Source organism: Raineyella sp. W15-4, assembly GCF_033170155.1.
Classification (GTDB): Bacteria; Actinomycetota; Actinomycetes; order Propionibacteriales; family Propionibacteriaceae; genus Raineyella.
Map to the genome: position 1 here is coordinate 2,216,270 of NZ_CP137079.1, position 22,633 is coordinate 2,238,902.

The window sequence follows — 22,633 nt, forward strand, 5'->3', positions numbered from 1 at the left end:
CCGCTCCGAGGCCGACGGCACCAGCCAATAGCCGAACCTGCCGCCGTGGCCCCGAGGGTGTCAGATGGTTTGTGTGAGGGAGGGTGCCCTCGTCTGAAGGAGACGACACTATGACTATGGCTATTAGCCCGGAACGTGCTGAGCGGCGTCGGGCTCAGAAGGAGCTCGCTGACCAGTTGAAGGCGTCCGGGGCGATGGATGAGATCTTCGCCAAGATCGATGCTGGTGAGCCGTTGACCGGTGAGGGTGGCCTGTTGGGCAGCATGCTGAAGGCCACCTTGGAGCGGGGCTTGGAGGTCGAGCTGACCGACCACCTGGGCTACGAACGTGGGGACCCGGCGGCGGCGATGTTCGACAACTCCCGCAACGGCACCAGCTCCAAGACCGTGACGACCGAGGTCGGAGACATCGAGTTGGCCGTGCCGCGGGACCGGCAGGGCTCGTTCACCCCGATGCTGGTCGCGAAGGGCCAGCGCCGCCTGGACGGCATCGATGGGATGATCATCAGCTTGTACGCCGGCGGGATGACGATCCGTGACATCCAGCACCACCTGGCCTCGACGCTGGGTACCGAGTTGTCGCACGAGACGATCAGCAAGATCACCGATCAGATCGCCGAGGAAGTCCTGGCCTGGCAAACCCGGCCGCTGGAAGCGTTGTACCCGGTGATCTACCTCGACGCGATCGTGGTGAAGGTCCGCGACGGCGGGCACGTGCGGAACAAGGCCGCTCACATCGCGGTCGGCGTCGACCTCGATGGCGTCAAGCACGTCCTGGGGATCTGGGTCCAAACCACCGAAGGGGCGAAGTTCTGGGCGTCGGTGTGCGCCGAGCTCGCCAACCGCGGGGTGCGTGACGTGCTGATCGTGTGCTGCGACGGGCTGACCGGGTTCCCCGACGCGATCGCGGCAACCTGGCCGTACGCGACCGTGCAAACCTGCGTGGTGCACCTCATCCGCGCGTCGATGCGGTTCGTCGCCTACGGCGACCGCAAAGCCGTTGCCGCAGCGTTGAAGCCGATCTACACCGCCGCGAACGACGACGCCGCGCTGGAAGCCCTGGCCGCGTTCGAGGACAGCAGCCTGGGCCGTAAGTACCCGGCGACCGTGAAGACGTTCACCGACGCGTGGGAACGGTTCACACCGTTCCTGGCGTTCCCGCCCGAACTGCGCCGGGTCATCTACACCACGAACGCGATCGAGTCGCTGAACTACCAGCTCCGCAAGGTCACCAAGAACCGCGGACACTTCCCCAACGACGCCGCCGTGGTCAAGCTGCTCTGGCTGGCGATCTGCAACATCGAGGACAAACGCGCCCGCGACCGCGCCAAAGAGAAAGGCCTACCCGCCGGCAGGCGCAAAGCATCCGGCAGGCTCGTCGAAGGCCAGATCGTCACCAACTGGAAAGCCGCCCTCGGCCAACTCGCCATCGCCTACCCCGACCGCATCAACCCCTACCTGTAACCACCAATCGGAAACCGCCTTACACAAACAACTTGACAAGCTCGTGGCCCCGGTGCTGCCGGGCACCCGTGACCCGTGCGACCACCGGCCACGCCCGGGGCGGCAAGCCATAGACCCGCAGCTCCCACGGCCTCACCGAGTGACGCAACACGAGCACCCGCTCCACAGTCGGCAGCCTCACCGGACGCCCCGCCGCGGACCGGCACCACCGGACTGCTGACGACGATCACGACGCTCCGCGAGATCTGTAACCGGAGCCATCGCCGCCAGCTCAGCAAGCACCTGACGGGCCTCATCGAAGACGTCCTCCACCGCCGAGACGTCCTCCAGGGAGAGCTGCGCGCCGAAGATCAGCCGCTCCAGATCGGGTAGCCACATCACGACGGCACCCTGATCGGTAACCGTGTGCGGAATCCTGGGTCGAGTCATGACACGCTCCGTTCGTCATTGAGTTGTTCGCATTCGTCTGTGGACTGACCCGAACGATCAAGCAGGGGCACGGCTGTTGAGCGACCGCGGGAACCCTGATCCTGAGGTGCTGTCGGATCGGCAGCAACGGGGAAGGTGTCCCGGGAGGTCGAACCGGCCACCCGGTCACCCGATCCGCCGTTGTCGCCCTGCCCGAGCACCCCGGCGGCACTGTCGGCCTGTTGGTCGTCGGGCGTGCCGCTGGTGTCGGCCCGGTCTTCCGGGAACGTCTCTTCGTCCTCCGGACTCGGCGGGGGGTCCAGCTCGTCCGCCGGCCCGGTGATCACGGTCTCGGCAACCGGCCGTTCGGCGCTCTCTCTGGTACTGATCTGGTGGGGTGCATCAGGGTGCACCCTTTCGGTACGTCCTGGTGCACCCTTTCCGGGTGGATTGGGTGCATCGGGGTGCACCCTTTCTTCGTCGGAATCGAGCCATCGCGCTGTGCTTAGGAGGGGAAGCCTCGCTTGCCTCAACGCGTCATTGATCCGGCGGAACTGACGAGCACCGAAGCGTGGAGTCTGCTCGGTCGGAGTCGTCGCCGACGGCAACGGCAGGACCACGTACACCGACGCGTGACCTCGGTAGCCGCCCCCGGTCTTGACGATCGCGCCCTTCTCTTCCAAAGCTCTGAGCGCATACTGAACCGCCCGCCGCTTCGCCCGCGCCTCAGTCATCAGCACGTCGAGGCCGGGCCTCGCATTGCACCCGTCCTTGTCGGCATACGACAGCAGGACGTGCCAGACCCGGAACTCCAGATCGGTCACGTCGGCGCCGAGGTGGTGCTCGCCCTGGGCCGCGTTCCGGTAGGTCAATATCTTGTTGCGGACCTTGCCGCCCATGACCGGGTTTCCCATCACGCCACCAGCTCGACGCCGAGGAACGCGGCCCGCCACCGGCGGAGCGTGACAGGATCCGCGGACTTGAGGGTCCACTGCAGGCCGGCGGGGAGGACGTCGGCCATGTGAGCGACGTCGGGGACGAGGGTCCCGGCCGGGATGGTGACCTCGACCTCGGCGCCGGCCGGCGCGCTGGTCAGCGGGTGCCACCAGGCCCGCCCGTTCGTCGCGGTCACGATCACGATGCACGTGACGGAGGTTGCGGGTATGCTGAGGGTGTCGGTCGAGACACTTTGAGCTGCCCGGGTCCCCCAACCTGGGCGGCTTTCTCGTTGAGTGCTCACTCGGCGCCGCCACCGACCATGCGGACGATCCGGGCATGCACGTCGTCGGGCAGGTTCCCCCGGAGCGCGGCAAGCGCGCCCGGGACACCAAGCGGCGACGTCTTGACCAGCTCGGCGATCATCGCCGCGTTGAGCACCTGCTCGGGCTGCCCGTCAACGATGGCAACGTCCCAGTCGGGCCGGTCGGATTCAGGCTTGCCAGGGACGAACACAGAGCGGATCACGCCGCGTCACCGCCGAACGCGTCGAGCTCGGACTCAACCGCGGCGATGTCTCGTTCGGCCTCACGCTTGCGGCGGCGAGCCTGGGCAGACTTCAACGCCAGACGCTTGTAGTGCGCCTGGCGCAGGTGTTCGGCGCGGACGGGGTCACCGTCGGCTTGGTCGAGGAACTTCTGATCGAGGGCAGCTCGGGCCGGGGCGGTACGGGCGGCGCGATCCTCGGTGTTGGCCCAACTCTCGTGGGCGGCGATCTGTGCGCGTAGAACGCGCTCGGATGCGGTGATGGACACGGGTGCTCCAGATGGAACACGAACGCGGGCGGACCCCACCCCTTGTCGGAAGGGGTGGGCCCGCGGCTCCAGTCGAAGGTTCGCCGCGCTGTCAGTAGATCGTTATCCCGGTGCCGAGCACTGCTCGGGGCGTGTGTCCGCTACGCCTGCGGGGGAGCGTCTTGGCTGTTACCTCTCAGCTCCCGGTGATCGTCGAGTCGATTCGCGCCATCCGTGTCGCGCCATTGCTGGCGTGAAACCCGTATTCTGTTTGCGCTCCAGAATAGCACAGGGTTTCGATACGTCACAGCTTGTCCCCGATCCCCATGCGCCGGTGAGCGTCGCGGGCTCGTTCGTCAGCGGCTGACGCGGCGTAGCGTCCGACCATCTCGCGGGTCTGCCAGCCGGCCAGGCGCATGAGGTCATTCTCCTGACCGCCCTCGGCGAGCCACATGTGCGCGAACGTGTGGCGGAACCGGTGCGGGTGGACATGCGGGACCCCGGCATCATCGGCACGACGGTCGAGCATCTGCGCGATACCGCCCTGCAACATCGGGCCCTTCTTCCCCAGCCACAACGCGTCCGATCCGGCAGCCTTCGGATGACTCCGGCGGGCACGGATGTAGCGGCGCAGCGCGTCGGCCGTCTTCGCTCCGAACGGGCATGCCCTGGGCCGGCGACCCTTCCCCATCACGTTCGCCACCTGCTGTTCGAAGTCCAGGTCCGGAAGGGTGAGGCCTGCCATCTCGCCGGCCCGCATGCCGGTATCGGTGAAGAGGCGGATGATGGCCAGGTCGCGGCGGTTCTCGAACGTGTTCCCCTTGCACGAGGCGAGCAACTTCTCCAGGTCGGCCACCGTCATTACGTCCACGGGCTTGACGGGCACCTTCGGTGCCTTCATCCGCTTCATTGGGGTCTCGGGGATCTCGCCGTCGTCCTCGAGCCACCGGAACAGTTGCTGGACCGACCGGTAGTTCTTCGTCACGGTCGCCGGCGCGGTCCGGGTGAGCAGGTCGGCGAGCCACGCCTCGAGGTGGTCGCGGCGGATCGCCTGGGCGCGGGTCGGCATCCCCTGGGCGGTGAGGTAGTCGAGCAGGTCGGAGCCGCACTTCACGTACGAGGAGATGGTGCGCGGGGACCGGTTCAGCGCCTTGAGGTGGATCTCCCAATCGGGGAGCAGCACGGCGAGTTCGTCGGGGTCGACGGACACCGTGGGAGCAGTCTTCGGAACCGCTTGACGGATTGCCATGCAAGCAGTGTACTCTTCTTTATAAGCGCTGTGCAGGACAGCAACGGGATGTTTCCCCTAGTGGTGCGCCAGGTGGGGCTTGAACCCACGACCGACGGATTATGAGTCCGCTGCTCTGACCGGCTGAGCTACTGGCACGTCCCGACGATTCTAGGAGGTCCGCGCCGTGCCGCCGGCGGCATCCAGCGCATCGGCCAGCGCAGCCAACCAGGCGGCCATCCCGTCGGTGCCGGCCACGATGACGTCGGCACGCTCGGCCAGCGGGCTGTCCTCGCCGGGCATCCGTGGGAAGACCAGCAGCGTCGTACGCCCCTGGTCCCGCAGCGCGGCCACGGCGTCGTACGCGGCGATGTCGCCGAGGTCGTCCCCGGCGTATACGAACGTCGCCGGATCGAGCCGCGCCACCAGGGATCGGACGGCGTCGCCCTTGTCGAAGCCCCCGGCCCGGATCTCCAGCACGTTCTTGCCCGGCTCGACCCGCAGCGAATGCTCCGCCGCCACCGCCCGCACCGGTCCGGTGAGGTCGGTGAGCGCCCCCGCGGGATCGATCAACCGGCGGGTGTGCACGGCCACCGCCCGGCCCTTGTCCTCGATCCAGGCATCGGGATGACCCGCGGCCGCCACCAGCGCCGGCAGGGCCGCCCGCACCGCGATGATCGCCTCGGGCACTGGCGGCGCGACCACCTCGCCGGTCGCCGCCTCCCACACCTCGACGCCGTACTGGCCCATCACGACCAGGTGCTCCAGGCCGGCGCCATCGGCCAGTCCGCCCAGTTCGACGGCCTGTGCGGCCGGTCGGCCGGTGATCACCGCCACCTGCAGCAGATGCGGCGCGATCCGGCGCAGCGCCGCGATCGAGGCCGGATGGGCGTACGCCCGTTCGGGGTCGGGAACGATCGGCGACAGGGTGCCGTCGAAGTCGAGCGCGAGAACCGTACGGTCCGGCGCGGCGAGCACGGCCTCGATCTTGTCCATGCCTCCACTCTCGCACGGGATGGATCGCGGCTGCACAAGCTAGATTGGACGGCACAGACGGGAGGGATGATCGCGCATGTCCGAGGCAGCACCCCAGCTCCAACCGGCCGATTTCGTCGTCGTGGCGAACCGGCTCCCAGTGGACCGCACGACCGACACCGGGGGCGCGGTCGCGTGGCGTACGTCGCCCGGCGGCCTGGTCACCGCGCTCGAACCCGTCATGCAGGAACGTCACGGCGCGTGGGTCGGCTGGCCCGGCGCGCCGGACGAGGCGCTCGACCCGTTCGACTACGACGGCTACCACCTCGTGCCGGTGCCGCTCAGCGGCCAGGAGATCGAGGACTACTACGAAGGGTTCTCCAACGGAACGCTGTGGCCGCTCTACCACGACGTGGTGGCCAAGCCGGAGTACCACCGGGAATGGTGGGACGCCTACCACGCCGTCAACGAACGGTTCGCCGAGGCGACGATGCGGGTGGCCGGTCCCGGGGCCACCGTCTGGGTGCAGGACTACCAGCTCCAACTGGTGCCGCAGATGCTCCGCCGGCGCCGCCCGGACCTGCGGATCGGGTTCTTCCTGCACATCCCGTTCCCCCCGATCGAGCTGTTCCAGCAGCTTCCCTGGCGCCGGCAGATCATCGAGGGGCTGCTGGGGGCCGACATCATCGGCTTCCAGACCCCCGGCGGGGCGCAGAACTTCACCCGGATCACCCGCCAACGGCTCAAACTGGAGACCCACCGGGAGATGATCACCCTGCCCTCGGGGCGGTCGGCGCGGGCGAAGGCCTACCCGATCTCGATCGACGCGAAGGGCTTCGAGACACTGGCGCAGTCCCGGCCGGTGCAGGACCGGGCCCGCGAACTGCGCCACGAACTGGGTGACCCGGAGGTGCTCTTCCTCGGCGTGGACCGGCTGGACTACACCAAGGGCATCTACCACCGGCTCCGGGCGTACGGCGAGCTGGTCGCCGAGCGGGTCATCGACCCGAGGAAGGCGGCCTTCCTGCAGGTGGCCACTCCGTCGCGGGAGCGGGTCGAGGAATACAAGCGGCTGCGCGATGACGTGAACATGCTGGTCGGCCGGATCAACGGCGACCTGGGTGACCTGCGCCGCCCGGCGATCACCTACCTGCACGCTTCGTTCCCGCGCGCCGAGCTGGCGGCGATGTACACGGCCGCGGACGTGTGCGTGGTGACCCCGCTGCGGGACGGGATGAACCTGGTCTGCAAGGAGTACGTGGCCTGCCGCAGCGGTACCGACGGGGCGCTGGTGCTCAGCGAGTTCGCCGGGGCGGCCGGGGAGCTGCGACAGGCGTACATGATCAACCCGTACGACATCAACAGCATGAAACACGGGATGACCCTGGCGATGAACGACACCGTCCAGAACAAGCGCCGGCGGATGCGGGCCCTCCGCCGCCAGGTGTTCACCCACGACATCGAGGCCTGGGCGACCTCGTTCCTCGACGATCTGGCCGCGGTGCCCGCGACGACGGCCGGCGTGCCGAGACCGGGAGTCGGCGCGCCCGCGTCACGGACAGGTGCACAGGCATGAGGTGGCGACGGGCACCCCTCCCCGCCGACGTACGCCGCGCGGCGGGGGACGCGCTGGCCGAGGACACCTCCGGGGCGGTCGGTCCGGACAGGACCCGGTTGCTGGCCTGGGGCCGATCCAGCGAGCAGTACGCCCTCGGCTTCCCCGGGCACCTGGTCTATGACGATGGGACCGGCTGGCAGGTGCTGGCCTGGCACCGGATCGTCCGCGGCGGCTGGGACAAGGACAGCCGCCGGCTGACCTGGATCGACTACGACGGTCACCGCGGTGAGCTGCCCCTCGAAGAGCCTGGCAGTCTGCCGGAGCTGTTCAGGGAGCGGGTCGAGGCCAGCATCATGGTCCGCCGCCAGGTGTCCGTGCCGGGCACCAAGAACGGCGTCGTGGTGGTTGGACGCCGGGTCCTGGGAGCCGAGCCCGCCGTGCTGGAGTGGCACGCCTCACTGAACAAGGGCACCCGCTGGTCCGATCCGGGCGCCCGGGAGGCAGCGGAAGCAGCACTGGCCGAGCTGAAGTCGGACTACGACCCGTAACAGCTGACCGGACGGACGGCCCGCGATTTGGTGGGCCGACGATCCGATGCTAGTGTTTCTTCTCGGCGCCGGCGCGGCTGGCAGCTGATCCTCCGTAGCTCAATTGGCAGAGCATTCGACTGTTAATCGAAGGGTTACTGGTTCGAGTCCAGTCGGGGGAGCCACCGAAAATACGCTCCGACAAGGGTGAACGCCCAGTCGGGGCGTTTTTCATCGATGCGCCAGGCACACCTCCCGCAGCCGCTCCAGGGCGGCCGTCTCCACCGCCCGGACCGTCTTGACCGGGATCCCCAGCGCCGCCGCGGTGGCGGTCTGCGTGCCGGGGTCGCGTCCGGCCAGCCCGTAGCGATGCGTGAGCACCGCCCGCTCCTGCCGGGTCAGCTCCCGCCAGCCCGCCGCCAGCTCCGCCACCCCGGGCGCGTCGTCCGACTCGCCGACATCGTCGCGCCACCAGGTCGATTCCAGCTCCTCCACGCCATGGATCGAGGCGGTGGTCAGCACCTGCTCCCCCGCCGCGGCCGCCTCCCGGAGCCGCCGGGCCGGGATCCGGATACCGCCGCGGTCCAGTCGGCGGGCCTCGGCGATCCGGCCGCGGACGTACGGCACCGCCCAGGTGGAAAATCGGGTCCCCCGGGCCCAGTCGAAGCCGGCCAGGGCCTCCGCCAGCCCGAGGCACCCCTCCTGGACCAGATCGTCGCGGTCCCGAGCGGCGGCGCCGGCATCCCGGCGTACGACATGGATGACCAGACCCACATTGGCGGCCAGGAAACGCTCCCGGGCGCGGTCACCCAGCGCGGCGACCGCCCGCAGCTCGTCCCGGGTGCCGAGCGGGCAGGGCGTCCGCGTGTCGAGCAGGTGACGGGCGATCACCCCGGCCTCGATGGCCCGGGCCAGGTCGCGTTCCTCCTGCGGGGTGAGTCGGGCGGTACGGTGAGAGGATGCGGCGGTGCCGGCGTGGTTCATGTCCCCACCCTCGGGGCCGCTGCGGCGTGTCGCACCCGCCCGACCTCCCGCTGTGGACGGTTGCCCTCCGGCCGGGCCGGCCTGTGGACGATCGGGTCCGGCGGGCGATCGGGCCGCCGGTCCCGGTCAGTCCGGTACGGCCACGGACCGGGCCTGCAGGTCCTTGCGCGCGGTCTCCCAGGCGAGCAGGTCGGTGAACATCCCGCGGTGCTCCTCGGCATGCTCGATCGGGTTCGTCCGCTGCATCCGGCCCTTCAGGGTGGCGATCGCCTCGTTGACCCGCTGCAGCTGCAGCCGGGCGGCGTACGCATCGGCGTAGCGGGGATCCGGGTCGCGCAGCAGCGGCTCCACCGACAGGGCGATCAGCAACTGTTCGGCGTTGGCGTCGTCACAGCCCTCCCGGAGCAGCTGCATCCAGGTCGTCGAGTCGAAGCCCTCGGGCACCGCCCCGCTCGGCTCCCCGTACATCGCGAACACCAGCCGAGCAGTCTGCGCGATCCGGCGATAGGCCGGGTGGACGAAGTCGTCCGACTCCAACCCGCCCCAGTCGGCGCTGAACATCCACGGCACCTGGACGAGCAGTTGCGCCGCGCCCCGCTCGATCACCAGCCCCGGATCCCGCGGGTCGGGCAACGGCAGCAGCGGGGACACCCCGGCGGACAGCCCCTCGTCGGGGGCCGGGGCGGCAGGCTCGGGCGCGACGGCAGACTCGGCGACTGCGGAGCCGCGGGCCCCGCCGCGCGGCCCTTGACCGCGCCCGTCCCGCTCCCCCCGCCCGCCGCGCTCGGCCCGGGCCACCTCGCGCCGGACCTCCTCCAGGTCCATCCCCAGCAGGCCGGCCAGCTCATGGACGTACGCCGCCACCAGGGAACGGTCCCGGATCGAGGCGACCAGCGGGGCCGCGGCCCGCAGCGCCGTCACCCGCCCGTCGGCACGGTCGAGGTCGTACTCGGCGATGACGTTGTCCATCACGAAGCGGTACAGCGGGACGCGCCGGCCGACCAGCTCGCGGACCGCCGCCTCGCCCTCCTTGATCCGCAGGTCGCAGGGATCCCAGCCGTGCGGCTCCACGGCGACGTAGGTCTGGGTGATGAAGTTCCGGTCGCCCCTGAAGACCTTCAGCGCGGCGGCCTGGCCGGCGGCGTCCCCGTCGAAGGTGAAGACCACCTCGCCCTGGGTGGCCGACGTCTGGCCGATCAGCCGCTGCAGGATCCGGGCATGGTCGTCGCCGAACGCGGTCCCGCAGGAGGCGACGGCGGTGTCCACCCCGGACAGGTGGGCGGCCATCACGTCGGTGTAGCCCTCCACCACCACCGCCTGCGACTTCTTCGCGATCGGTTGGCGGGCGAGGTCCAGCCCGTAGAGCACGTGCGACTTCTTGTAGACCGTGGTCTCCGGGGTGTTGATGTACTTGGCCGGCAGCCGGTCGTCGTCGAACAGCCGGCGCCCGCCGAAGCCGAGCACCACCCCACCGGCGTCCCGGATCGGCCAGATCAGCCGGCCCTGGAAGAAGTCCCAGCCGCCGTTCTCCCGGATCAGCCCGGCCCGGACGAGCTCCTCGTCGCGGAACCCGCGCTGGCGCAGGTAGCCGTGCAGGTCGCGCCCGCCGCGCGGGGCGAAGCCGATGCCGAAGTGCTCGGCCGCCTGCCGGTCGAAGCCGCGCCCGTCGAGGAAGCGCCGACCGACCAGCGCGTCGGCGGTGGTCAGCCGCTCGGCGAAGAACTCCGCGGCCAGCCGGTTCGCCTCGGTGAGGCGTCGGCGGTTGCCCGCATCGGAGGTCCGTCCCCCGTCGTCGACGTAGCGCAGCTGGACGCCGAACTGGTCGGCCAGCCGCTCGACCGCCTCGACGAAGGACAGGTTCTCCTTCTTCTGCAGGAAGGTGATGGCGTCGCCGCCCTCGCCGCAGCCGAAGCAGTAGTAGAGCCCCCGGGCGGGGGTGACCTGGAAGCTGGGCGTCTTCTCGTCGTGGAACGGACACAGCCCCTTGAGCGACCCCGCGCCCGCCCGGCGCAGCGTCACGTACGGACTCACCACGTCGTCGATCCGGGCGCGTTCCCGCACCAGGGCGATATCCTCCTCATTGATCCGGCCTGCCACAAGGTGTCAGTGTACGTGGCCGGCCGCCGGCACCGGTTCTCAAGCAGGGCACAGGGAACGATCAGCTTCCTTGAATCAGCGACGAACATGGTGGTCACCAGCAACGTTCTGCGATCTTGGAGGAGAGCAATGTCGGAGCGTCCCGGTTCCCCGTCGTTCGAACCACCGGCCGGTTCGTCGCCGTCGTCCGGTCAGCCCGGTCAGACCCCGGGTGACCAGCCCGCACAGGCGTCCCAGGGCCGGCCACAGGATCCGTACGGGCAGTCACAGCAGCCGCACGCCCAGCCACCACAGGCACCGTACGCCCAGCCGTGGCAGCCCGCCCCGCAGTGGCAGCCCGCGCCTGGCCAGGATCCCGGACAGGTGCAGACCCGCCGGAAGCCCCGCAGTGGTTCGGGCCGGCTCGTCGCCCTGGTCCTCGTCGGCGCACTGCTCGGCGGCGGCGTCGGCTCGGCGGCCACCCTGGCCGTCACCGGCACCGGCAGCCAGATCGTCCAGAGCGGCACCACCACCCCGGTGGTGCAGGGCAACGGCACCGCCGTCGACTGGGCGACCGTCGCGAAGGCGGTGGAACCGGCAGTAGTGTCCATCACCGTGACCAGCGGGTCCAGCAGTTCGGAGGGGTCGGGCGTCATCCTCGACACCCAGGGCCACATCGCCACCAACAACCACGTGGTGAGCGGCGGCCAGAACGGCCAGATCCAGGTGACCCTGAACAACAACACGATCTACGACGCCACCATCGTCGGCACCGATGCCGGCACCGACCTGGCGGTGATCAAATTGACCGCTCCGCCGAGCGATCTGACCCCGATCGCCTTCGGTGACGTGTCGACGGTGGCGGTCGGCGACCCGGTGATGGCGATCGGCAACCCGCTCGGACTCTCCGGCAGCGTCACCACCGGTATCGTGTCCGCCCTGCACCGGCCGGTCCGGTCCTCCACCAGCGACCAGCAGCAGTCGCCGTTCGCCCAGGGCCAGAACCAGACCGCCGACACCACCGTCGTCACGGACGCGATCCAGACCTCGGCCGCGATCAACCCGGGCAACTCCGGCGGCGCCCTGGTCAACGCCTCCGGACAGCTGATCGGCCTGACCTCCTCGATCGCGACGCTGGGCAGCAGTTCGTCCAGCAGCCAGTCCGGCAACATCGGCATCGGGTTCGCGATCCGCGCCGACCAGGTGCAGTCGGTCACCCAGGAGCTGATCAGCAAGGGCAGCGCCACCACGCCGCTGCTCGGCGTCACCACTGCGGACGGCATCGGCACGGTGAACGGCCAGCAGGTCGTCGGCGCCGAGGTCAAGTCTGTCTCCTCGGGCTCGCCGGCCGAAAAGGGCGGCATCAAGCAGGGCGACGTGATCACCGCGATGGACGGAGTGCCGATCACCGGGTCGGTCAGCCTGGCGGCACGGATCCGCAGCCAGAAGGTCGGCGACACCGTCACCCTCGACGTCAGTCGCAACGGGAGCACCCAGCAGGTCAAGGCCACGCTCGTCGGCAAGTGACCGCCCCGCCGCGGTGGGCGAGCCCGGCCCACCGCGGTGAGTAGGGTGACAGCGTGACTGTCGATCTCGGCTGGGGACTGGCCATCGCGCTGGTGGTCCTGGTCCTCCTGTCGGTGCTGCTGTCCCGCCTCGGCGAACTCGGCCTGGGACGTCAGCAGGTGGTCGCCTCGGTGCGTGCGGTCCTCCAGCTGGGGATCGTCTCGTTCATCATCGTCGGCGCGGTCCGCTTCGTCTGGTCGGCCCTGCTGTTCGTGCTGCTGATGTTCTGCATCGCCACCTGGACCGCGGCGACCCGGGCCGGCGTCCGCAACGCGATCCCCTGGGTGGCGCTGGCCATCGCCGGTGGCGTGGTGCCGGTGTCGGCGGTGATCTTCCTGTCCGGGGCATCCCCGTGGAACGGGGCCGCGATCATCCCGATCGTGAGCATCATCGTCGGCAACGCGATGAACTCCCACACCCTGGTGACCCGGCGCGCCTTCCCCGCCCTGCGCGAGCAGCGCGGGCAGTACGAGGCCGCGCTCGCGCTGGGCTTCGAGCGGCCCTGGGCGATCCGGCAGATCATCCACCCCGGGACGGCGGAGGCGCTGATGCCGAACATCGACACCACCCGTACGGTCGGGCTGGTCACCCTGCCGGGGGCGTTCATCGGCGTCCTGCTCGGTGGCGGCTCCCCGATCCAGGCCGGTGCCTCCCAGGTGCTGGTGCTGATCGGGATCATGGCCGCCAACGCCGGCGTGGCGGTGCTGGTCGAGCGGCTCGCCAGCGCCGGCCGACTGCTGCCACCCGACCTCCGGGCGATCCTGCGCCCCTGACGCACGAGGAGGGCGACCCCACCGCAGCAGGACCGCCCTCCGGGTGCCGCGGAACGGATCCGCGGTGCAGCACTCAGATCTTGATGCAGACGTTCGAGATCTCGGTGTAGAACTCCAGCCCGTGCACGCCGCCCTCACGGCCGATGCCGGAGTGCTTCATGCCGCCGAAGGAGGTGCGCAGGTCGCGGAGGAACCAGGAGTTCACCCAGACGATGCCGGCCTCGAGCTGCGGGGCCACCCGCAGGGCGCGGGACATGTCACGGGTGAAGAAGGTCGCGGACAGACCGTACTTGGTGTCGTTGGCCAGCTTGATCACCTCGTCCTCGTCGGAGAACGGGATCAGCGCCACGGCCGGGCCGAAGATCTCCTCGGTCGCCACCCGCGAGTGATGCGCCAGGCCGGTCCAGATCGTCGGCTGCACCCAGGAGCCGCCGTCCCGCTCGTCGCCGAAGGTCGGGGCGCCGCCACCGGTGACGACGGTGGCGCCCTCCTCCTCGGCGAGCTTGTAGTACGACAGCACCTTGTCGCGGTGCTCGTCGGAGACGACCGGGCCGAAGTTCATCGCCTCGTCGTCCGGGTAGCCGTACGTCAGCTCGTTCTCGGCGTAGTCCTTCAACCGGTCGCGGACCTCGTCGAAGATCGACTCGTGGACGTACACCCGCTCGGTGCCGAGGCAGACCTGACCGGTGTTGAGGAAGCAGGACCGGCCGAGCTCCTTGATCGCCAGATCCAGGTCGGCGTCCGGGAAGACGATGCCGGCGTTCTTGCCGCCCATCTCCATCGAGGTGGCCTTCAGGGTGTCAGCGGTCGCCTTGATGATGATCGAGCCGGTCACGGTCTCACCGGTGAAGGTGATCCCGTCGACGTCGGGGTGCGAGGTGATCCTCGCGCCGGTCGCGCCGAAGCCGTTGACCACGTTGTAGACGCCGGCCGGAACGCCGACCTCGTTCATCACCTCGCCGAGCAGCGAGGCGGTGGACGGGGTGACCTCGGAGGGCTTCACCACGACCGTGTTGCCCATCGCCAGCGCCGGTCCGGCCTTCCAGGTCATCAGCAGCAGCGGAAGGTTCCACGGCGAGATGATGCCGATCACGCCGCGAGGGCGGCGGACACCGAAGTTCCACGCCCCGTTGCCGTCCGGGGTGTCCATCCGGAAGGCCTCGGTGGCGTGCTCCTTGAGCGTGTGGGCGAAGGCCTTGAAGTTGGCCGCGCCGCGCGGGATGTCCACGTGGGAGGCGACCGAGTACGGCTTGCCGGTGTCGAGGACCTCGAGCTCGAGGAAGTCGTCGAACCGCTTGGTGATGCCGTTGGCGATGTCGAGGACGAGTTCGATCCGCTGGTCGGTGGTGAGCTGTCCCCACGGGCCGCACAGTGCGGCGCGGGCGGCGGCCACCGCCGCGTCGACCTCGGCCTGTCCGGCCGTGTGGACATGCGCGGTGACCTCGCCGGTCACCGGGTAGAGGACGTCGAAGGTGTCGCCGGTCTCGACGTACTGGCCGTTGATGAAGTTGGCGACGGTGCGCGGCGTGATGACCTTGTGCATGGGTGCCTGTTCCTGTCTGTACTGATCGGGGCTGATCGGGCCGGGGTGATCGGGGCGGAGTCAGCCCTGCGCGGCCGCCCGGCGGGCCTGGCGTTCGGCGATGGTCTCGTCACCGGCGGCGAAGTGGGTCTTCGGGACCTCGCGGAGGACGACGCGGATGCTCTCCTTCGGGGCCCCGACCGCCGTCATCACCGCCTCGGTGAGTTCGGTGATCAGCGCCCGGAGCTGTTCGGGTGTACGACCCTCGACGAGGGTGCATTCGACGAGCGGCATCACGCCTCACCCCCGTGGAAGTGGACCGAACCGAGGTTGGTGAAATGGAACGCGATGGAGCCCGCGGCGGTCGCGAAGTAGGCGTCGGTGATGCCGCCGGTCAGCACGATCCAGCCCGGCTCGATCGCCAGGCCGCGCTTGGCGAGGTCATTGGCGGCCAACGCCAGCGCCTCACCGGGGTGGCCCTGTACCGCGGCGCCGGTGGCGGAGTCGACGATCTCGCCGTCCACCTCGACCAGCACCGCCTCGGTGGACAGGTCGATGTCCTCGGGCCGGACCGCGATCGGACCGGTGGAGAACCGGCCGGAGGAGGCGTTGTCGGCGATGACGTCGCCGGCGGTGAAGCGGAAGTTCTTGTACCGGGAGTCGATCACCTCGCCGCCGCCCTGCACCTGGCCGACCGCGGCCATTGCCTGGGCAGCGGTGACACCGGGTCCCTCGAGCCGGTCCTCCATCACGAAGACCAGCTCGGGCTCGATCCGCGGATGGATCAGCCGGTCCAGCGGCACCGGGTCGCCGGCGGGCAGGATCATCGCGTCGGTCAGCCAGGCGACGAACGGCGTGTCGACACCCATCCGCTGCTGCTTGGCGCGGGAGGTCAATCCCAGCTTCACCCCGATGAGCTTCTCACCGCGGGCGAGCCGTTTGGCCAGGTTCGCGTCCTGGATGCCGTACGCTCCGGCGATGTCGCTCGCCAGTTCGGGCCACTCGTCGCTGATCGGCTCGCGGTCGCGGATCTCGTCCTCGCAGGCGAGCAGCTCCGCGGCGACGCTCTCGTAGTCCCAGGCCATCGGTCAGTTCTCCTTCGAGGTGTTGGCGATCAGAGCGGTCACCGAGCCGAGCCCGCCGAAAGTGGCGGTCACCCGGTCGCCCGGGCCGACCGGGACCATCTTCGTCACCGAGCCGGGCAGCACGACCTTGCCCGCCTCGAGGGTGGTGCCCAGCGGGCCGACGGTGTTGGCGAGCCAGACCAGCGCGTTGATCGGTGAGCCGAGGACGGCACCGCCGGCGCCGGTGCCGACCACCACACCGTTCTTGTGCATCGTGCAGCCGACCAGCCGCAGGTCGAGGTCACCGGGGTAGCTGGGGGTGGAGCCGAGCACGACGCCCCCGCCGGAGGCGTTGTCGGCGACGGTGTCACCGATCCGGATGTCCCAGTCGCGGACCCGGGAGTCGACCACTTCCAGCGCCGGCAGGACGAAATCGACCGCCCGCAGGGCGTCCACCAGGGTGACGCCGGGGCCACGGAGGTCCTCCTTGAGGACGAAGGCGATCTCCGGCTCGACCCGGGGCAGGATGTGCCCGCTCAGGTCCATCGGCATGTTCTCCAGGTAGAACTGGTCGGTGAAGATGTGGCCGAAGTCCGGCTGCGCGACACCGAGCTGCTTCTGCATCGCCGGGGAGGTCAGCCCCACCTTGTAGCCACCGATGCTGCGGCCCTCGGCCAGCCAGCTGCGTACGGTCAGCATCTGGATCTCGTAGGCGTCCTCGATGGTGAGGTCGGGGTAGGTCTCGCGCAACGGCGGGATCGACACCCCACTGCGGTTGGCCTCGAGCAGCGCCTCCGCGGCACTGGTCCGGCTGATCGAATCCACGTTCGTCTCCTTCCGTCGGTTGTCGATGATGCAGGTGCGGGGGCGGATCAGCGTCCGAGGGAGCGGCTGATCCGCTGAGCTGCGGTGTGCAGCAGCCTGGCCAGCGCCGGCACCTGGGGCGCCAGCCGCTCGGTCGGTCCGAGCAGGGACAGCGCGGCGTACGCGTGCTGTTGCAGGTCCAGCAGCGGCACCGCGACCGTCGAGATGCCCTCGTACGACTCGTTGTCGGCGTGGGCGTAGCCGAGTCGGCGCACCTCCTCGAGGGTCGACTCCCACTCGCTGAGGCTGCGGATGGTGTGGCTCACCCGGGGCGGGAACCCGGCCTCGCTGCGGGCCCGGGCGGCGTCCGGGTTGTAGGCGGCCATCACCTTCCCGGAGCTGGTGACATGGCTGGGCAGCCGACGCCCCGAGCTGGCCAGCACCTTGGCGCCGGCGCCGGTCTCGAGCCGCTCGATGAAAACGACGTCGGCGCCGTCGGGCACGGACAGGTTCACCACGTAGCTGGTCTGCCGGTTCAGCTCCAGCATGGTCGGCATCGCGACCTGTCGCAGGTCGAACCGTGCCTGGGCCAGGTGCCCGAGTTCGAACAGGTGGATGCCGAGTCGGTAGCGTCCGGTGCGTGGGTTGCGCTCGACGATCCGCCGCGATGCCATCGTGCTGAGCAGGCGGTGGGCGGTGCTCTTGGCGATGTCGAGACGACGGGCGATGTCGGAGACACCGAGTTCCCCGTCCACGGAGAAGCACTCGAGGACGTCGAGGGCGGTGCCGACGGACTTGAGTTCGCCCTGACGGGCCTCCTCGCGATCGCCCCGGGACCGGGCCAGCGTCGTCACCGGCCAGGTCCTGCTCTCGGCAGGTTGGTTCGGTGCCACGGTCGTCATCGGTCGAGAACGGCGGCGGCACCCGCCTCGGCGATCAGCCGGTCCTCCTCGGAGGAACCACCGGAGCAGCCCACGGCACCGACGAGCTCACCGTCGAGCACGATCGGGATGCCGCCGCCGAAGATCACCAGGCCCGGGCGGAGCGGGATGCCCCGGCCGACCGACTCGTCGTCGCCGGCGAACAGCTCCGACCACCCGTGGGTGGGCAGTCCCTTGAAGGAGACGACCGAGATGGCCTTGTCCTGCGCGATGGAGGCCGACATCAGGGCGGCCCCGTCCATCCGGTCGAAGCTCACCAGGTTGCCCCCCAGGTCGGCCACGGCGATGTTGACGGCGACCCCGAGCTCGGTGGCCTTCGCGAACGCACCGGCGATCGCGGCGCGGGCCCCAGCGAGTGAGATGACGGTCTGCGGACGGGTGAGGGACATGGCGGGGACTCCTTAGGGGCGTACGGGACTGTCGGGCGTACGGAACCGGGGGTTCCCACGCCGGTGCCCGGGTGGCCGTGTGGCCCCCGGGCACCGGCGTGGGTGTGCCGACTAGGTGAGGACGGTGGTGAAGCGCTCGTTGAGTTCGCGGGCGTGGTAGAAGATCCCCTTGCCCAGGGCGTCCGGGGTCCAGGTGACCATCGGGCGGTCCGGGTAGGAGAGGTAGCCGCCGGCGAACACCTCGTTGCGGTTGCCGGAGGGGTCGAAGAAGTACACGGTCTTGCCGCGGGTGATGCCGTGCCGGGTCGGGCCGATGTCGATCGGGACGTCGTCCATCGAGAAGAGGTCGGCGGCGCGGGTGATCTCCCAGCCCTCCTCCAGGCGGAACGCGAAGTGGTGCAGCTTCGACTGCGGGCCCTCGAGGACGGCGAGCTGGTGGATCTGGGTGTTCGCCGTCATCCAGATGGCGATGGTGTGCTGGTCGGCCGGATCCAGCGTGGTGGCGACCTTCTCGGCGGTCCAGTAGCCGAAGACGTCGTGGAGGAAGCGCTCCATCTGGCCGACGTCCTCGGCGGTGATCAGCGCGTGGTCGAGGGCCGGGGCGCCGATGCCGCGCAGGTCGCGCGGGAAGGCCTCCGGGTTGACGTTGCCGACGTCGGACTGGCCGGAGGTGATCTCGTGGTAGACGTCGAACAGGTGGCCGGACGGGGTGTGGATCCGCAGGATCTCCCCGACCTCGAGTTCCTCGCCCTTGGAGATGCGCTCGGTGGTGACGCCGAAGGCCTGAGCCTTCCGCTCGATGTCGGCCAGGTCCTCCTCGTACCGGGCCTTGAAGCCGAACTTCACCAGGCCGACGCCGCCCTCCTCGAGGACGACCGAGTGATGGTCCCACTCGTCCCAGCCCTTGAAGTACACCTTGTTGTCGACTGCTGCGACCTCATTGAGGCCGAGAGTCTGGGTGTAGTGCTGACGGGCCTCTGCCAGGTCAGTGACCCGGACATGGGCATAGCCCATTCGCAAGATCGCCATGAGAAACTCCTTCGTTGTCGTGGCGGTACTGATTCGGATGTTAGGTGGATGAACGGGATCGGGGGTGCGACGAGAGGTAAGTCACACCGGGGTGCTGATCCTCGGCTGGTGTGCCGGGACCGCCTGGGTGGACAGCATGTGACGCATCAGCGGGTTGACCAGCCGCAGCGAGTTCTCCCGGAACTCGATGACCATGTCCTGGCTCGGCACTGCCCGGCAGGGCAGGCAGACCCCCCGGGCAGCTTCCTCGGGGGTGACGACCTCCGCCGACACCGGGCGCTCATAGCTGAAGGCGCCGTCGTGGACGTCGATCTTGCAGAAGCCGCAGCCACCACGCTTGCAGCCGATACGCATCGCGTACCCGGTGCGGTAGAAGGCGCCCATGATGGTCTCTCCGTCGCGGACCTCGACCACTTCACCGGTCGGGTGCACAGTCACCTTCGTCATGGCGCTCCTTCGCGTCGATGCCCTCGGTCCATCCTGGTGGACGGCTCCTCGTGCGATACCCAAGACTCTCCTGCAGAACTGTGGCACACACCACAAACGTTCCCGACAGTGGAACGGGGTTCGTCTACCCGGAACGCTACCCACAGCGCAGTGACGGCGACCCTAGGCAAAATCCCGGATCGCCTTGGGTAATCTGCCCGGGTCCCAGCGCAGTACCCGGGTAGCTGTCCCGAAGGCATACCTGTCGGTCATCCCGCCGATCCAAGTGATCGCCGCGCGGACCGTCTCGGGGGAGTCGGCGGGGGCGTCGGGGGCGCCCGGCAGCAACTCGGGCCGGTGGGAGTAGTGCTCGACCAGGGCCCGGAGCACGTCGACCACCGCACGCGACTGGGCGACCGACTCGGGCCGGGTGTAGATGCGCTCGTAGTTGAAGGAACGCAGGCCGGCCAGGGCGCCGGCCTCGTCGGCCCCCATGGCGACCTCGCCGTGCTCGCCGACGGTCCGGACCACCGCCCGGACGAAGGTCCGGATCTGGGCCCGCCGGTCGCGGCCGCACACGGCGACCACCTCGTCCGGGAGCTGGTCGACCGTGACGATCCCGGCCCGGGCAGCGTCCTCCAGGTCGTGCGCACAGTACGCGATCCGATCCGCCCAGGAGACGATCTCCCCCTCGATGGTGCCCGGGGCCGGCCGCGACCAGGAGTGGTTGCGGATGCCGTCGGAGGTCTGGGCGCAGAGGTTGAGACCGGTCAGCGCCACGTCGGCGCCCCACGGGCCGTGGTCGTAGCCCTCGGGCAGGTACGGGTCGAAGGCGTCCTCGGAGGCGTGCCCGCCCGGACCGTGACCGCAGTCGTGACCGAGCGCGATCGCCTCGGTCAGCGCCACGTTCGCGCCCACCCCACGGGCGATCGACGAGGCGACCTGGGTGACCTCCAGGGCATGGGTGAGCCGGGTGCGCTGGTGGTCGGTCGGATGGACGACCACCTGGGTCTTGCCGGCCAGCCGACGGAACGCGGTGGCGTGCACGATCCGGTCCCGGTCCCGTTCGAAGCAGGTCCGCTCCGGATCCGGCTCCTCCTCCCGCGGCCGGTCACCGGCACCATGGGAGAGCGCCGCACCGGGACGCAGGGTGGCCCGCTCCAGGGCCTCCCGCGCCTCCCGGTCGATCACCTCTCCGCGGCCGATCGGGGCCGCCGAGTCGGCATGCGCCCGGACCAGCCGGTCGCCGTTGTCGTGCCCGCCCATGGTGCGGGCCCACTGTCGCGCCCGCGGCAGTGGCGTGGTGGGATCGGTCAGCACGTCCTCGACGTCCATGCCCCCATCCTGCCAGCAGTCCCTGACAGCGCCCCCGGTCTCAGCCGCCGGAGACACCCAGCTCCGCGGCGGACAGGTCACGGCCGACGCCACAGGTGTCGTCCAACCAGCCCTCCGGCATGGCCACATGGTCGCGCGGGGTGCCCTGGCGTCCGCGCGGGGCACCGATGGCCGACGCCGGGAAGGAGAGGGTGGGGTCGAGCCGACCCAGCAGGTCGTCGAGCTCGGCGAAGGAGGAGACCATGGCCAGCCCGCGGCGTACGTCACCACCGACCGGAAAGCCCTTGAAGTACCAGGCGACATGCTTGCGCAGGTCGGTGAGACCGCGCCGCTCCCCCAGCAGTCCAGCGAGCAGCTCGCCGTGGCGACGGAACATCGCGGCGACCTCCCCCAGGGTGGGCAGGGTCCGGGTCACCCGGCCGGCGAAGGCATCGGCGAGATCACGGAACAACCAGGGCCGGCCGAGACAGCCGCGACCGACCTCGACCCCGGCGACGCCGGTCTGTGCCACCAGCTCGAGCGCATCGGCGGCCTCCCAGATGTCGCCGTTGCCGAGCACCGGGATGGAGACGTGCCGCACCAGGGCGGCCATCGCCTCCCGGTCGGCATCGGCCGAGTAGGCCTGGGCGACGGTACGCCCGTGCAGGCAGATCGCGGCCACTCCGGCGTCTTCGGCGATCCGCCCGGCGTCGAGATAGTACGGGTGGTCGGCGTCGATGCCGATCCGGGTCTTCATCGTCACCGGCACGCCGTAGCGGTCGGCGGCGCGGACCGTGGCCCGGAGGATCTCGCCGAGCAGGTCCCGCTTCCACGGCAGCACCCCACCGCCGCCCTTGCGGGTGACCTTGGGCACCGGGCAGCCGAAGTTGAGGTCCACGTGGTCCACCCCGTACTCCCCGCAGAGGATCTCGGTGGCCGCCGCCATGGTGGCCGGGTCGACCCCGTAGAGTTGCACCGACCGCACCTTCTCCGCGGGCGAGAAGGCCAGCATCTCCAGGGACTTGCGGTCCCGTTCCACCAGGCCGCGGGAGGTGATCATCTCGCACACGTAGAGGCCGGCGCCCTGCTCCGCGCACAACTCCCGGAACGCCGCGGTGGTCACCCCGGCCATCGGGGCGAGCACGACCGGAGCGTCCACGACCACGGCAGCGGGTCGGGACGGAGCCGACAGGCGCAGGGCGGGGACGGACAGGCTGAGCGGGGCGGTCGGGGGCACTGGGTGATTGTACGTGGCCGCTCGGCGGGCGCTCCGATCCACTGATCGCGGCGTGACAGGATGGGCACCATGAGTCCTCGCGCAGTCGTGGTCGACCCGGACGGTGTCCGCTGATGGCCACTCCCGAGTTCATCCTCCGCCAGCGGGCGAAGCTCGGCCACGAGCTGCTGTGGCTGTCGGGGTGCACGGCGGTGGTGCTGCGGGACGGCGCCGAGGGCCCCGAGACCCTGCTGGTCCAGCGCACCGACAACGGCCTGTGGACCCCGGTCGCCGGGATCATCGATCCCGGCGAGCAGCCCTACCTGGCCGCGCTGCGCGAGGTCCGCGAGGAGGCGGGGGTGGTCGCCGCGATCGAGCGGCTGGCCTGGGTGACCGTCACCGACATCATCACCTACGGGAACGGCGACCAGACGCAGTACATCGACCACACCTTCCGGTGCCGGTGGGTGTCCGGCGAGCCGCGGCCCGACCATGAGGAGACCGCCCAGGCCCGGTTCTTCCCGATCGACCGGCTGCCCCCGATGGACGAGGTGCACGCGAGCCGGATCCGGGTGGTCCTGGAGGACCGCACCGAGACCCGGCTCGGACCGTACGTCCCCTAGTCGGTCCACCCCTCGGC

At 69.9% G+C, this 22,633-nt stretch carries 25 protein-coding genes and 2 tRNA genes; 7 read left to right on the forward strand and 20 right to left on the reverse strand.

The window, feature by feature from the left end; all coding sequences use genetic code 11:
- The first annotated feature begins 110 nt into the window (after window positions 1–110).
- Window positions 111–1,463 carry an IS256 family transposase gene (locus R0145_RS10330; protein WP_411742036.1) on the forward strand — a complete coding sequence of 451 codons (1,353 nt, stop codon included), beginning with the start codon at window positions 111–113 and terminating at the stop codon, window positions 1,461–1,463.
- Window positions 1,464–1,640: 177 nt separating this feature from the next.
- On the opposite strand, the gene R0145_RS10335 is transcribed toward R0145_RS10330, so the two are convergent.
- From R0145_RS10335 to otsB, 8 genes are all read right to left on the reverse strand, one after another.
- The gene (locus R0145_RS10335; protein WP_317836735.1) at window positions 1,641–1,844 is read right to left on the reverse strand and encodes a hypothetical protein; all 204 of its coding nucleotides are present in this window, start codon (window positions 1,842–1,844) and stop codon (window positions 1,641–1,643) included.
- 44 nt (window positions 1,845–1,888) lie between these two features.
- The gene (locus tag R0145_RS10340) at window positions 1,889–2,785 is read right to left on the reverse strand and encodes a hypothetical protein (RefSeq protein ID WP_317836736.1); all 897 of its coding nucleotides are present in this window, start codon (window positions 2,783–2,785) and stop codon (window positions 1,889–1,891) included.
- Entirely contained in the window at window positions 2,785–3,003 is a 219-nt protein-coding gene (locus R0145_RS10345) for a hypothetical protein (RefSeq protein ID WP_317836738.1), read from the reverse strand. The genes R0145_RS10340 and R0145_RS10345 overlap by 1 nt, the downstream gene beginning before the upstream one ends.
- Before the next feature lie 104 nt (window positions 3,004–3,107).
- A complete protein-coding gene (locus R0145_RS10350; protein WP_317836740.1) occupies window positions 3,108–3,335 on the reverse strand; it encodes a hypothetical protein in 228 nt (75 codons plus the stop codon).
- Window positions 3,332–3,622 carry a hypothetical protein gene (locus R0145_RS10355; RefSeq protein WP_317836742.1) on the reverse strand — a complete coding sequence of 97 codons (291 nt, stop codon included), beginning with the start codon at window positions 3,620–3,622 and terminating at the stop codon, window positions 3,332–3,334. Before R0145_RS10355 ends, R0145_RS10350 begins: the two co-directional genes overlap by 4 nt.
- A 283-nt stretch (window positions 3,623–3,905) precedes the next feature.
- Entirely contained in the window at window positions 3,906–4,850 is a 945-nt protein-coding gene (locus R0145_RS10360) for a tyrosine-type recombinase/integrase (RefSeq protein ID WP_317836744.1), read from the reverse strand.
- 61 nt (window positions 4,851–4,911) lie between these two features.
- A tRNA-Ile gene (locus R0145_RS10365) sits at window positions 4,912–4,988 on the reverse strand.
- 12 nt (window positions 4,989–5,000) lie between these two features.
- The gene (gene otsB, locus R0145_RS10370; RefSeq protein ID WP_317836746.1) at window positions 5,001–5,825 is read right to left on the reverse strand and encodes a trehalose-phosphatase; all 825 of its coding nucleotides are present in this window, start codon (window positions 5,823–5,825) and stop codon (window positions 5,001–5,003) included.
- Between the two features lie 76 nt (window positions 5,826–5,901).
- Between otsB and R0145_RS10375 the strand changes: the two genes are divergently transcribed.
- The 3 genes from R0145_RS10375 (at window position 5,902) to R0145_RS10385 (ending at window position 8,074) form a co-directional block, all read left to right on the forward strand.
- Window positions 5,902–7,380, forward strand: a complete 1,479-nt coding sequence (locus tag R0145_RS10375) for a trehalose-6-phosphate synthase (protein WP_317836747.1) — start codon at window positions 5,902–5,904, stop codon at window positions 7,378–7,380.
- On the forward strand, window positions 7,377–7,910 hold the full coding sequence (locus R0145_RS10380; protein WP_317836748.1) for a hypothetical protein: 534 nt from the start codon (window positions 7,377–7,379) through the stop codon (window positions 7,908–7,910). Before R0145_RS10375 ends, R0145_RS10380 begins: the two co-directional genes overlap by 4 nt.
- Before the next feature lie 88 nt (window positions 7,911–7,998).
- Window positions 7,999–8,074 (forward strand) — tRNA-Asn (locus R0145_RS10385).
- A gap of 46 nt (window positions 8,075–8,120) precedes the next feature.
- Here R0145_RS10385 and R0145_RS10390 read toward each other — a convergent pair.
- The gene (locus R0145_RS10390) at window positions 8,121–8,873 is read right to left on the reverse strand and encodes a sigma-70 family RNA polymerase sigma factor (RefSeq protein WP_317836749.1); all 753 of its coding nucleotides are present in this window, start codon (window positions 8,871–8,873) and stop codon (window positions 8,121–8,123) included.
- Window positions 8,874–8,999: 126 nt separating this feature from the next.
- Window positions 9,000–10,970 carry a DNA primase gene (gene dnaG, locus R0145_RS10395; protein WP_317836750.1) on the reverse strand — a complete coding sequence of 657 codons (1,971 nt, stop codon included), beginning with the start codon at window positions 10,968–10,970 and terminating at the stop codon, window positions 9,000–9,002.
- Between the two features lie 129 nt (window positions 10,971–11,099).
- Here dnaG and R0145_RS10400 point away from each other — a divergent pair, with 129 nt between their 5' ends.
- Window positions 11,100–12,476, forward strand: coding sequence for a S1C family serine protease (locus R0145_RS10400; RefSeq protein WP_317836751.1), 1,377 nt, complete (start codon window positions 11,100–11,102; stop codon window positions 12,474–12,476).
- Window positions 12,477–12,565: 89 nt separating this feature from the next.
- Entirely contained in the window at window positions 12,566–13,288 is a 723-nt protein-coding gene (locus R0145_RS10405; RefSeq protein WP_411742111.1) for an ABC transporter permease, read from the forward strand.
- Window positions 13,289–13,361: 73 nt separating this feature from the next.
- Here the strand turns inward: R0145_RS10405 and R0145_RS10410 are convergent, their stop codons facing one another.
- The 10 genes from R0145_RS10410 to dusB form a co-directional block, all read right to left on the reverse strand.
- On the reverse strand, window positions 13,362–14,831 hold the full coding sequence (locus R0145_RS10410) for a 2-hydroxymuconic semialdehyde dehydrogenase (RefSeq protein WP_317836753.1): 1,470 nt from the start codon (window positions 14,829–14,831) through the stop codon (window positions 13,362–13,364).
- Window positions 14,832–14,891: 60 nt separating this feature from the next.
- A complete protein-coding gene (locus tag R0145_RS10415) occupies window positions 14,892–15,104 on the reverse strand; it encodes a 2-hydroxymuconate tautomerase (RefSeq protein WP_317836754.1) in 213 nt (70 codons plus the stop codon).
- Window positions 15,104–15,895 (reverse strand): fumarylacetoacetate hydrolase family protein, encoded by a 792-nt coding sequence (locus tag R0145_RS10420; protein WP_317836755.1) that lies wholly within the window; start codon window positions 15,893–15,895, stop codon window positions 15,104–15,106. Before R0145_RS10420 ends, R0145_RS10415 begins: the two co-directional genes overlap by 1 nt.
- A 3-nt stretch (window positions 15,896–15,898) precedes the next feature.
- On the reverse strand, window positions 15,899–16,699 hold the full coding sequence (locus R0145_RS10425) for a 2-keto-4-pentenoate hydratase (protein ID WP_317836756.1): 801 nt from the start codon (window positions 16,697–16,699) through the stop codon (window positions 15,899–15,901).
- A 47-nt stretch (window positions 16,700–16,746) separates the two neighbouring features.
- Window positions 16,747–17,580 carry an IclR family transcriptional regulator gene (locus R0145_RS10430; protein WP_317836757.1) on the reverse strand — a complete coding sequence of 278 codons (834 nt, stop codon included), beginning with the start codon at window positions 17,578–17,580 and terminating at the stop codon, window positions 16,747–16,749.
- On the reverse strand, window positions 17,577–18,008 hold the full coding sequence (locus R0145_RS10435; protein ID WP_317836758.1) for a heme-binding protein: 432 nt from the start codon (window positions 18,006–18,008) through the stop codon (window positions 17,577–17,579). The genes R0145_RS10430 and R0145_RS10435 overlap by 4 nt, the downstream gene beginning before the upstream one ends.
- Window positions 18,009–18,119: 111 nt before the next feature.
- On the reverse strand, window positions 18,120–19,037 hold the full coding sequence (locus R0145_RS10440) for a catechol 2,3-dioxygenase (RefSeq protein WP_317836759.1): 918 nt from the start codon (window positions 19,035–19,037) through the stop codon (window positions 18,120–18,122).
- A gap of 81 nt (window positions 19,038–19,118) precedes the next feature.
- Complete coding sequence (locus R0145_RS10445) at window positions 19,119–19,484, reverse strand: 2Fe-2S iron-sulfur cluster-binding protein (RefSeq protein WP_317836760.1); 366 nt, start codon at window positions 19,482–19,484, stop codon at window positions 19,119–19,121.
- Window positions 19,485–19,646: 162 nt separating this feature from the next.
- Window positions 19,647–20,729 carry an HD domain-containing protein gene (locus tag R0145_RS10450; RefSeq protein WP_317840212.1) on the reverse strand — a complete coding sequence of 361 codons (1,083 nt, stop codon included), beginning with the start codon at window positions 20,727–20,729 and terminating at the stop codon, window positions 19,647–19,649.
- Window positions 20,730–20,838: 109 nt separating this feature from the next.
- Entirely contained in the window at window positions 20,839–22,014 is a 1,176-nt protein-coding gene (gene dusB / locus R0145_RS10455) for a tRNA dihydrouridine synthase DusB (RefSeq protein WP_411742037.1), read from the reverse strand.
- Window positions 22,015–22,127: 113 nt separating this feature from the next.
- Here dusB and R0145_RS10460 point away from each other — a divergent pair, with 113 nt between their 5' ends.
- The gene (locus R0145_RS10460) at window positions 22,128–22,616 is read left to right on the forward strand and encodes an NUDIX hydrolase (protein ID WP_317836761.1); all 489 of its coding nucleotides are present in this window, start codon (window positions 22,128–22,130) and stop codon (window positions 22,614–22,616) included.
- The last annotated feature ends 17 nt before the right edge of the window (window positions 22,617–22,633 follow it).